Origin of the sequence: Lysobacter concretionis Ko07 = DSM 16239, from assembly GCF_000768345.1 — a bacterium.
Lineage (GTDB): Bacteria > Pseudomonadota > Gammaproteobacteria > Xanthomonadales > Xanthomonadaceae > Novilysobacter > Novilysobacter concretionis.
The window spans coordinates 1-11,930 of record NZ_AVPS01000002.1; the positions used below are offsets into that span (position 1 = coordinate 1).

Sequence of the window (11,930 nt, forward strand, 5' to 3'; positions counted from 1 at the left end):
AAGAACATGACCCTGGCCAGCTTCGACCCCGCGCCCCTCGCCGACAGCCCGATCATCGACAAGGCCATCGCGCTCAGCGGCTTCAACCAGGACTTCCTGCTGCAACCACGCCCGGTCGGCGCCGGCCCCGATATCGGAGCGATCGAGCTCCAGGCCGGAGGTGGTACCACTCTGCCGCCCGTCACGCCGCCGCCGAGTTGCACCCGGGCCAAACCGACCATCAGCCTGACCGGTCCCACCGGCGAACTGAAGGCCGGAAGCAATGCCAGCTACACCTTGTCGGTCCGCAACAACGACAGCGCCACCTGTGCAAGCACCAACTTCCAGCTTGCCAAGACCGTTCCGGCAGGCTGGACATCAAGCCTTGCCAGCACGCTGGCCCTGGCCCCCGGTGCCAGCAGCACCACGGTCCTGGCGGTGACCTCCACCACCACGGCCGCCGCCGGCAAGTACGCCATTGCATCGGGGATCAGCAGCGCCGCCGGCAGCACCCACACCGCCAACGCATCGGCGAGCTACACCGTGGCCAGCACGACCGTCACTCCGCCGCCGGTTTGCACCCGTTCGGCACCGACCGTCAGCCTGACCGGCCCGACGGGCTCGCTGCAGGCCGGCATCAAGGCCAGCTACACCCTGTCGGTCCGCAACAATGACAGTGCCGCGTGCGCCAGCTCCAACTTCCAGCTTGCCAAGACCGTCCCGGCCGGCTGGACCTCGAGCCTCGCCAGCACCATGGAGCTCGCGCCTGGCGCCAGCAGCTCCACGGTTCTGGCGGTCACCTCCACCACCACGGCCGCCGCCGGCAAGTACGCCATTGCCGCCGGTATCAGCAGCGCCGCCGGCAGCACCCACACCGCCAACGCATCGGCGAGCTACACCGTGGCCAGCCCGACCGTCACTCCGCCGCCGACCGGCAGCTTCACCCACACCCTGACGGTCAACAAGAGCACCTATGCGCTCGGCGAAAGGGCCTACTTCACCGCTCGTGCGATGAAGGGCAGCAGTCCGATCAGGGGAGCCCGTGTGGTCTTCAACGTGACCCAGCCCAACGGGCAGGTGGTGAAGATTTCCGCGACCACTGCCAGTAACGGGTACGCCAAGGCCAGCTTTTCAATTGGCCGGACCAAAGCCAATGCGGGAAGCTACTTCATGCGCTCCGACGCCACCAGCGGCCCTGACACGATCTCTGCCTACGCCAACTTCACGGCGCGCTGAGTCATGAGGGACGAGTCCCCGACTCGTTGGTCCACAGACCGCCATTGATCCACCAACCAATGGGCGCCCTTTACGGGGCGCCCATTTTTTGTTCCGGGTATCGGCATGGGTACCTCTCAAGCCACCGAGGCAGCCCGGCGGCCGCGATCACGCCGCCACTCCATCAGCAGGGACCTCAGCCCGCCATCCAGCAGCAGCACCAGCACCACATAGACCCCCGCCATCGCCGGCCCCAAGGCAAACAACCTGGGCCACCCGGGTGCCAGACCGAGCCGGTCGCCGCCAACGCTGATAAGGGCGGCGACGCCAGCCACTGCCAGCGCGATCACCACCGTACGCAAACGCGGCAATTGCAGGAGCGAGCGCTGGACAAAAATGCAATGCGCGACTGACAGGGTCGCCGAGCTGAGAACGGTGGCATACACCGCACCCATCACCCCGTACGCCGGGATCCAGAGCAGATTGCCGACCACGTTGATCAGCAAGGCGCCGCACATCAGCGACAGGACCTTGAGCGATCGCTTTTCCAACAACAGCCCATAGCCGGCAACCAACAGTACCGGCTGCAGGGCATAGACAATCCCCATCATCGCGAACACGGGCCCGGATGCAGCCTTGTCCGGCCCGCTCAGAGCGATGATGAGATCCGTTCCCAAGCACCACAGCAACACCGCAATACCCGTGGCCGCGTACGTCATGACCAGCAACACCCGGGACTTCAGCGCCCGTACCGCCTCGGCACCCGCAGTGTCGAACAGGCGGTTGGCCATCGGCGAGAACGCCTCGAACATGGTGATGCCCAGGAACACATTGACCTGCATCGCCAACGAAGCACCGATGGTGTAGATACCCACGGACGCATAGTCGCCGAGGATTTCCTTGAGCATCAGCCGGTCGACCGAGACCAGAGCGACCATCGCGAGTTCGTTGGCCACCAGCGGCAGGCCGTACGCCATTCCCTGACGTAGCACCGACAGATCGACCGCTGCGCGCGAAAAGCTCATGTTCCGACGTGTCCAACGGACGTAAAAAAATCCGAACGCCAGCACGGACGCCAGAAACCTTCCTCCATATGCGGCCAGGGCGCTGTGCTGGATCAGCAATACGCAGCCCAGCACCAGCACCAGTTCGAGCCAGCGCCATGCAATCCGCGTGAACATCACCAACCGCGAATTTTCCGTCGCCCGCAGCACCATCTCCACCATGCTGGCCGACACCAGCATGGGCACCAGAAACAGAGCCAGCCAGAACATCGGCGAATGGTGCAGGCCCGCCACCCAATTCAACCCGGCCAGGACCACCGCCACCACCAGCCAGAGCGTCAGTGAGATGGCCAGCGGCACGTAGAACAGGTTGGTGGAAAAGGCGACCATGCGGGATGCGTCGCCGCCATGCGGATACAGGCGCAGCAGGGCGTGTTGCGCACCCAGCTTGCCCACCGACACCGCCATCACCACCCAGGTGTCGACGTAACCCAGGATGCCGTACTGGGTGTTGTCCAGCAGGCGGGTCAATATCGGGAACGATATGAGGCCGGCGACGATCACCAGCAGACTGCCAGCGGAATAACGCAGGTAGTGCGTGGCGATGCCGGGTGCCTTCACATGCGTGGCTGTCATCGCATTCACGGGTGGGCCGCGCGCACGCGACTGGGCAGCAAAGCCCGTGCCAGGCCACGCCAACCGCGCAGGTCACGCGGGTTCAAGCGGATGGCAGTGCCGTAGGCGCGCAGCACTCGTCCACGCTCCGATCCGGGCACGCACTCCTCCGCCTCGCTCAATGCCAGTGCCGCCAAAGCCGCCGGATATAGACGCCGGCCCTCGGAAAAGTCGGTCATGCGTTCCACCAGCAACCTTCGTCCGCACAACATCCGTTCACGCCTGCGACTGACTCCGCCGCCATGCACGCGATAGTCGGCGGCGTGATAAGGCAGGTGCCGCACCTTCCCCCGCAGCGCAAGGCGCAACCACAGATCACGATCCTCGCAACCGAGGCCCGAGTAACGCAGGTCGAATCCACCCAGTTCTACTGCCAGCGCCCGGGGGAACACCGTGGTCGCGCACGCTACGTGTTCGTATCGCAGCAAGATGGCCTTGAACGGGTCATGCCCCCACTGCGCCCAGCGCTCCTTGTGGAGGAACTCCGCCAGCACCGCTCCGTTTTCATCAATGAAACGGACATTGGCATGGATCAGCACGGTTTGCGGATCGGATTCAAGTGCCTCAATAGCGTGTGACAGGTGCTGCGGCATCCACAGGTCATCGCAATCCAGCAACGCAAGATATCGCCCTCGGGCAGCTGCAATGGCCGCATTGCGTGCGGCACAGAAGCCGCCGTTTTCCTGCCGGAAATATCGCACGTGCCGCGGATGCATGCGGGCGTATTCACGTGCAATCCCGGCGCTGGCGTCGGTGGAGCCGTCATCCAGGACCACGATCTCGAAATCGCTGAAGTCCTGCCCCAATGCACTGCGCAGAGCGGCTTCGATGAATCGCTCGCCGTTGTAGACCGGCATGATCACGCTGACCAGTGGCGGTTCCATGGTCATGGCCATCATCCTTCCCGCCTGGGCGGGGAGCTTTCATCATCACTGCCGAATTCGCGCTGCATCCAGGACACCAACGTCTGTTGCAGGCGTTGCCGGTCACGCTGGAGGTAGAAGGTGTGATCGCAGTCTTTCCACAGCTCGAGCGTCACCTGGCGCGCACATGCCGCGCGCCCGAGGCAGGCGGACAACTGGCCACGGTAGTTGAAGTAACGCTCACTGCCGCCGGTATAGAGGAGAAGCAGGCGCACATCGCGCGCCACCAATCGGGCCAACTGCTTCGCGGCTTCCGCCCGCGACGGGTGTTCCCGGTATTCGTCCATTGCGAGCCGCCACCGCAGACGCAGCAGCCGCTTCCACCGATCGCGCATCCGCAGCTTCGCAAGCAAATGGCGCCACCAGAACCCGAGGGTGCGGTAGGCCAGTCCGTCAAGCAGGATCAGACCCACCACTCGGGTCTCCAGTCCTGCGAGCAGGAAAGCGTCGTCCGCGCCGGAGCAGATGCCACCAAGCACGAACCGATCCGCTTCTCCCGTGGCGACAAGCAAGGACATCGCCGCAGTGATCTCGCCCTGTCTCCGCTCGACCGATCCCAGTTTCGATGCTGCACTGTCACCCAGGCCGCCCTGATCGAAACGCAGTACCGGAAAGCCGGCCGCGGCCAGCACCCGCGCCAACAGCACGTAGCTGCGGAACGGACCGATCCGGTGCACCAGCCCGGCATTCATGAGGATCACCGCCGTTCGCTGCGCCACGGCGGCGCGGGGATGGTGCAACACACCGACCAGCCCGGGACCAAAGCAGTGCACGCTCTCGCCCATGCGATTCGACGCCTGGCCAAGCCAGGATGCCGGAGGTGGAATCGGGTTCACGGTGGTCATGACCAATCGCCGTCAGTCAGCCATCGCACCAACTGGGCCGCGCTTCGTCGCGGAAGTGCCTGGCTCTCGAACCGGTTCGGATCGTCGAACGAGGGCCTGTCGTCTATCTCAAGCGTCCGCCACTCCACGGCGGTGCCGGCGCCACGCAGGCTGTCGACGAACCGTTCGTGCTCGGGCCGGAACTCCCACACCGCCATCAGCACCCTGCTGCCGGGCGGCAACGGGAAATAGCGGCCATCGAAGGAATCGATCGATGCCAACAGTCCCGGACGGACATCAAAACCCAGAAGGTCGTCCGGCGAAGGTTCCGCATGCCCGCCGGGGTAGCGCCCGGCTTTCTCCAACTGTTGGGAATGCTGCCCGCGCCAGTCCGCTACCAGCTCATGCCCCAACAGGCATGGGTCCCACAGGATCAGCTCTGCGGGCTCCGTCTGGCCGGCCGCGTGCAGCAGCAGCGGCACGGCCGAACTGCGCAGGGCGAACCCGCGGGGGCGGGCACCGCCCACGACCGAGCCCAGCAGAGCATTCGCTTCCCTGATGTCGAGAAGCAAACCCGGCAATGACAACTCACCGGAATCGCCGGCCGAATCGCCACTGCCGTACCAATCGAAGCGCAAGGTGTCCACGCCGGCCTCGGCCAACCCTTCGGCGATCACGCGCAGCACACGATGGCTGCGGATGCCATCCTGCAGCAGCGGCGTACACATCAGCATTGGCCGGCGTTGAGATCGCCGCGCCCGATGCAGCGCGCCAAACAGCGACCGCTGCGGTTCGCCGAAATAGAGCGGCTCGATCACGGGGCTGGCACCTCGCGGCGCGCGAACAGGCGCTTCAAGCCGTGGGTGATCCGCGACCCCAGCCGTGCTGCAGTTGCCTGGGTGCTCATGTCCGGCATATCGACCGCAATCTGGCCCAGTGTCTGCGTGGCCATGGGCATCAGCTTCAGGCGGACGCCGGTGTCGCGCGCGACCCGGTTCGCCATCTGCACGGCCAGCATCGAGTGCCCTCCCAGATCGAAGAAGTTGTCATCGGAACCCACCTCGACCCCCAGCAGGTCCGACCAGACCTGGATCAGGTAGGCCACCCGTGCGTCCGGCGCTTCGTTCACGACCATGCCAGGCGCCACGACCGGCGCGACAGGCGCCGGAAGCGCCTTGCGGTCCAGCTTGCCGTTCGGCAGCAGGGGCATGGCATCCAGCACCACCAGGTGCTGCGGCACCATGTAGTCGGGAAGCACGGTCTTCAGCCGCGCCCGCATGCCGGCCACATCGATCTCCATGCCGGCCCGGGCCGTCAGATACAGCACCAGCCGCAGGTCGTCGGGGCGGTCCTCCCGCACGACGGCGATCGCCTCGGCGACCGCAGGATCGGCCGCGGCCCGGGCCTCGATTTCCCCCAGCTCGATCCGGTGGCCGCGGATCTTGACCTGGAAGTCCAGGCGTCCCAGATGCTCGAGCGTGCCGTCCGCACGCCAGCGGCCGCGGTCGCCGGTGCGATACAGCCGCGCCCCGGGTTGCGACGTGTACGGATCATCGATGAAGCGTTCGGCGTCCAGTTCGGGCCGGCGGTGATAGCCCAGCGCCACACCGGCGCCGCCAATCCAGATCTCTCCGGACACACCCACCGGGCAAAGCCGTCCGCGCTCATCACGTACGTGGACGGACGTGTTCATGATCGGACGGCCGATCGAGATGCCGTCCTGCGGGCGGGTGATCTTGCAGCAGGTCGACCAGACCGTGGTCTCGGTCGGGCCGTACATGTTCCACACGGTCGCGCAGCCGGCACAAAGGCGGGCGGCGAGTTCCGGAGCGAGCGGCTCGCCACCGACCAGCACCCGCAAGCGGCCATCCCCCTGCCAGCCGGCCTCGAACAGCATCCGCCAGGTCGATGGCGTCGCCTGCATCACCGTGGGTCCGGCGTCAGCCATCAGTTCGGCCAGCAGGTGGCCGTCCAGCGCCTGCTCGCGGCTCGCCATGATCACCTCGGCGCCTACCGCCAAGGGCAGGAACAGTTCCAGCACGGCGATATCGAACGACGTCGTCGTCACCGCCAGCAGGCGGTCGTGCTCGTCCAGGCCCGGTTCCCGCGCCATGCTGGCGAGGAAGTTCAGCACCGCGCGATGCGGCAGGCAGACGCCCTTGGGCTGGCCGGTCGAGCCCGAGGTGTAGATCACATACGCCACTGATTCCGGACCGACACCCTCGACCGCAGGCGGCTCCGCCGGTGCCGCTGCGATCCGGTCGGCTTCCTCATCCAGCAACAGCAGTCGCTCCCGTGGCCAGTCCAGGGCTCGGCCCGGCTCCTCCCCGGTCACGATCAACGCAAGGCCGGCATCCTCGGCAATGAAATGCAGGCGCGCCGGCGGATATCCGGGGTCAAGCGGCACATAGCCGGCTCCGGCCTTGAGGACGCCGATCATCGCGGCCACCAGGTCCAGCCCCCGGTCCAGGCAGATGCCGACCAGATCGCCCACCCGCACCCCGCGGTCGCGCAACACCCGGGCGATGCGGTTGCTGCGTGCATCCAGCCCGGCATAGCTAAGCGTGGCCTCGCCAAAACGCAACGCGACCCGCTCCGGTGTCCGTCGTGCCTGCGCCTGCAGGAGTTCGTGCACGGTCGATGCGCCCGAGAGTTCGGCCTGCGTGCTGTTCCACTCCTCCAGCGACGCGTGATCCTCCGGGCTGAAGAGGTCCAGGTCGCCCACGGCCGCATCCGGCTGGGCCTGCAGGGACGAGAGCAGCGCGGCAAAGCGCCGATGGAACTGGACCGCCGTATCGTCGGCAAAGATGTCGGTGTTGTAGGCCAGACCGCCGCTCAGGCCGTGTCGGGTCTCCACGAACCACAGGCCCAAATCCTGGGCCACGCCCGGCTGGAACACCGGGAAGCGCTCGTGCTTCAGCTCCCCCCACTTGCCTGGCCGCTGGCGGACATCCTGGAACGAGAACATGGCCTGGTAGACCGGCGAGCGACTGGGATCACGTGGCAGGTGCAGTTCGCGCACCAGTTGCTCGAACGGTACGTCCGGATACGAGAACGCTTCGAGCACGCGTTCGCGCACGTGACTGACCAATTCGCTGAAAGGCCGTTCCGGATCCACCGCAAAACGAAGAGGAAGCATGTTCACGAACAGCCCCATGACCCCTTCCAGTGCCGCCGAATCGCGATTCCGCACCGGCACGCCGATGGTCAGCTCGCGCTGACCCGTGAAACGGGAAAGCAGTACGCAATAAGCCGCGAGCAAGGTCATGAAAAGCGTGCCGCCCGCCTGCGCACCGAGCGCACGCAAGCCATCGGCAGTGTCGTGGTCGAAGTTCAGCCACTCGGTACTTCCCCGGCCCGACATCTGTGGCGGCCGGGCAAAGTCCGTTGGCAGGTCCAACGGTTCCTGCGCACCTTCGAGTTGCCGTTTCCAGTAGTCCAGCTGCCGACCCATCTCGTCGCCGGCCAGGCGCTGGTGATGCCAATCGGCAAAGTCACCGTAGCTCACCTCCAGCTCGGGCAACGGCGAATGACCGCCCGTACTGAAAGCGGTGTAAAGCGCCGTCATTTCGTCGTAGAACAGATCGAACGACCAGCCGTCCCAGACGATGTGGTGGACCATGAAAAACAGCACGTGCTCCTGCTCGGCCAGCCGGAACAGGGCGGCCCGGAACAGCGGCGTGCGATCCAGCTCGAACGGCGTCGCGATCAATGCATCAAGGCGCGTGCGCAGCGCCGGTTCGCGCTCCTCCACCGGTAGCCGGCAAAGATCCTCGAAGGCAAGCAACGGGGCATCGATCGTCTCGTGCACCTGCTGCACCACCTCGTCACCGTCGCCGCAGGCCGCGAAGCTGGTGCGTAGCGAGGCTTGGCGCCTTACCATCTCCTGCAAGGCGACTTCCAGCGCAGTCCGATCCAGTTCTCCCTTCAGCCTGTGGGCAGCGGGCGTGTTCCAGGTGACGCTTTCCGGCTCCATCTGGTCGAGCACCCAAAGCCGCTGTTGCATCAGCGTCATCGGTGCGGTCGCCTGGTTCTCTCGACGCGGCACTTCCGGGGCGCCTCTACCAGGCTGCGCGCTCTCGCGCGAGCGCAACAACGCCGCCAGCGCCGCCACCGTCGGTGCATCGAACAGGCTGCGCAGCGGGATTTCCATGTCCAGTTCACGACTCAGCCGCGCACACAACTGCGCCGCCAGCAGCGAATGACCGCCCAGCTCGAAGAATCCTTCATGGATACCGACACTGGAGCGTCCGAGCACCTTCGCCATCGCATCGGCAATGGACTGCTCCAGTCCGTCACGCGGCGATCCGTCCTCCGGCTCGGGAGCGCGGGCGAGATCCGGGGCCGGCAATGTCTTGCGGTCGACCTTGCCGTTGGGCATGAGCGGAATCGCATCCAGCAGCAGGAAGTGCTGTGGAATCATGTACTCCGGCAGGTAGTCGCGCAGGTGGGCGGCCAGTACCGCCGGCTCCGGATTGCATCGTTCCCGCGGTACCACGTAAGCGACCAGGCGCACATCGCCGGGGCGGTCCTCGCGCGCCGCCGCCACCGCCCGTGCGACGTCCGGATGGCCAGCCAGGTTGCTTTCGATTTCACCCAGCTCGATACGGTAGCCACGCACCTTGACCTGGAAATCCAGTCGTCCGAGGTGCGCGATGTTTCCATCAGGGCGCCAGCGGCCAAGGTCGCCGGTCCGGTACAGCAGGGGCGCCGCGGTTCCAACCGACGCGGCCGACGCGCCGGCAAAGCCATCCGGGACGAACCGTTCAGCTGTCAACTCGGGGCGGTCCAGATAGCCCAGGGCCACACCTTCGCCGCCGATGCAGATCTCGCCGGGCACGCCACGTGGGCAGAGGCCGCCCCGCTCATCGAGGATCCAGATGCGGGTATTGGCGACTGGACGGCCGATATGGATATCCGGCACCGACCGGCCGGGTGCCTGCTCAACCCGTGCGATGGTCGAATACACCGTCGTCTCGGTGGGGCCATAGCCGTTCCACAAGGCGCCACAGCGCTGCAACAACGCACTCGCCAGGTCCGTGGGCAGGGGCTCACCGCCGCATATGACGATGAATCCCGGAGTGCCCGCCCAACCGGCTTCCAGCAGCAACCGCCAGGTTGCCGGCGTGGCCTGCATCATGGTCGCCCCCGACGACACCAGCATGCGGTTGAGTGCCACGCCATCCATGGCCGTGTCGCGGTCCGCGAGCACCACCCGCGCGCCCACGCACAGCGGCAGCATCAGCTCCAGCACTGCGATATCGAACGACAGCGTGGTCACTGCGAGCAATCGGTCTTCCGCGTCGATGCCCGGCGTGCGCAGCATGCCGGTCAGGAAATTCGCGACCGCGCGATGCGGCACCTGCACGCCCTTCGGCCTGCCGGTCGAGCCGGATGTGTAGATGACGTACGCGACCGACTCGGGTTCGGCGGCATCCGCGTCGCGACCCAGCCGCAGGGCCGGCATTGCCGCCAGTTCATCCTCCAACCGGTCCAGCAGCAGCACCGCGCGGCCGCGCAGGTCGAACTTCGCCGCATGCGCGTGCTGGGTCAGCAGGGCGGCCAAGCCGGCGTCTCCGGCCATGTAGGCGAGGCGTTCGGCGGGAAACTGCGGGTCCAGCGGCACATAACCGGCGCCGGCCTTCAGGATGCCCAGCACCCCCGCCACCATGTCCGTCCCGCGATCCAGCGCGATGCCAACCAGCCCGCCGCGTTTGACACCCCGCGCGCGCAACAGCCGGGCGATACGGTTGGCCCGCGCCTCCAGTTGCGCGTAGGTCAGCGTCTCACCCGCGAACTCCAGCGCCACCCGCTCCGGGCTGCGGTCGCATTGGGCCTCGAACGACTCGTGCATGCGGCGCTCACGGTCGAACGCAACCGGCGCAGGCTGCAGCGCCGCCAGTTCGGCATACGCCTGGGCATCCACCAATGGCAGGCTTGCCGCGACCGCGGTGGGGTCGACCACTGCGGCGCGCAACAGGGATTCATACGCGGCCAGCCAGCGCCGGATCGTGGCCGCATCGAACAGGTCGGTGTTGTACTGGCACTCCAGCTTCAAGGTGCCGTGTTCATGGACGGCGTTGATGAAGATCTCGAAGTTTTCGAAGCTGCGCGGATTGCTGTCGAACGTCATCGACAGGCCGGGGAAGCTGGTCGTTTCCCGCTCCAGCGCCTGGTCGATGTTGAACATCACGCTGACCAGCGGCAGCCGCGCCGGATCACGCTCCACCTTCAGCTTCTTCAGCAACGTGCCGAAGGTGTAGCGCTGGTGTTCGATGGCATCCAGCAGGGTGTCCTGGGCCTCTCCCAGGACCTGCTCGAACGACTGCGCCGGATCGAAATCAAACCGCAACGGCAGCGCATTCACGCAGTGCCCGACAAGACGGTCGTGCCCGTCAACCGCCTGCCCGGCGGCCGGGATGCCGACCACCACCTGCGACTGCCCCGCCAGACGCGACATCAGGCTGGCCAGAGCCGCCAGCAATGTGGCGAACATGCTCACCCCGCGACTGGCGCCCGCCTGCCTGACGGCGGCGACCAGCTCGGTGTCGAGCACATGGTCCTCGCGCCGGGAGGCAAAGGTGCGTCGTGAAGGGCGCGGACGATCTGTCGGCAGCTCAAGCACCGGCACGCTGTCGGCAAAGCGCGACAGCCAGTACGACGCGTCGTCGTCGCCACCGATCGCGCGCGCGGCATCGCCGGCCTCGGCGAGGGCGTAATCGGCGAAGGAGTCGGCCGGCGGAAGCGGCGGCGCATCACGGCCGCAGTGCCGGGCGTACAGCGCACCCAGGTCCTGCACCAGCACCCACCAGGACCAGCCGTCGCAGACGATGTGGTGGGCCGTCAGCACGAGCAGGTGTTCGTCGGGTGCCAGGCGCAGCAGTTCGGCCCGGAACAGGCGGTCGTGCCGCAGGTCGAACGGGGTCTCCACCGCCCGCCGCAGACGCTCGGCAACCGTCGCATCGCGCTGGTCGGTACCGAAGCCCGTCAGGTCCACGCAATCGAGCGCCAGTTCCACCCGGTCCAGCACGCACTGGGTTTCACCGTCCGGGCCCAGGTTGGTGCGCAGCGCGCTGTGTCGGTCCAGCAGGCCGCGCAAAGCCTCCTGCAGCGCATCCGCATCCAGTGCCCCGCGCAGCCGCAGCGATACCGACTCGTTGAACGCGAGTGACGCTTCCGTGCCGAGCTGATCGGCGAGCCAGATCTCCCGCTGCGGCTCGGTGGTCGGCACCACCCGCGCCACCTGCCCGCTGGCAAACGGGTCGTAATCGACCGCGGCAACCTGGGTCGAAACGTAACGGGTGCTCATG

6 protein-coding genes are annotated in these 11,930 nt (G+C 66.5%); 1 reads left to right on the forward strand and 5 read right to left on the reverse strand.

Annotated elements, in window-relative coordinates:
* A partial coding sequence (locus N792_RS02390; RefSeq protein WP_036192489.1) for an NEW3 domain-containing protein occupies positions 1-1,215 on the forward strand: 1,215 nt, incomplete at its 5' end.
* Positions 1,216-1,331: 116 nt separating this feature from the next.
* Here the strand turns inward: N792_RS02390 and N792_RS02395 are convergent.
* Genes N792_RS02395 through N792_RS02420 form a run of 5 tightly spaced genes read right to left on the reverse strand, consistent with a single transcriptional unit; the run spans position 1,332 to position 11,929 of the window.
* Positions 1,332-2,834, reverse strand: a complete 1,503-nt coding sequence (locus N792_RS02395; protein WP_084105312.1) for a lipopolysaccharide biosynthesis protein — start codon at positions 2,832-2,834, stop codon at positions 1,332-1,334.
* A 5-nt stretch (positions 2,835-2,839) separates the two neighbouring features.
* Entirely contained in the window at positions 2,840-3,772 is a 933-nt protein-coding gene (locus tag N792_RS02400; protein ID WP_084105314.1) for a glycosyltransferase family 2 protein, read from the reverse strand.
* A complete protein-coding gene (locus N792_RS13330; RefSeq protein WP_156969266.1) occupies positions 3,769-4,641 on the reverse strand; it encodes an alpha/beta hydrolase family protein in 873 nt (290 codons plus the stop codon). Before N792_RS13330 ends, N792_RS02400 begins: the two co-directional genes overlap by 4 nt.
* Positions 4,638-5,438 carry an alpha/beta hydrolase family protein gene (locus tag N792_RS13335; RefSeq protein WP_156969267.1) on the reverse strand — a complete coding sequence of 267 codons (801 nt, stop codon included), beginning with the start codon at positions 5,436-5,438 and terminating at the stop codon, positions 4,638-4,640. The genes N792_RS13330 and N792_RS13335 overlap by 4 nt, the downstream gene beginning before the upstream one ends.
* Positions 5,435-11,929 (reverse strand): non-ribosomal peptide synthetase, encoded by a 6,495-nt coding sequence (locus N792_RS02420; RefSeq protein ID WP_052103329.1) that lies wholly within the window; start codon positions 11,927-11,929, stop codon positions 5,435-5,437. The genes N792_RS13335 and N792_RS02420 overlap by 4 nt, the downstream gene beginning before the upstream one ends.
* Between the last annotated feature and the right edge of the window lies 1 nt (position 11,930).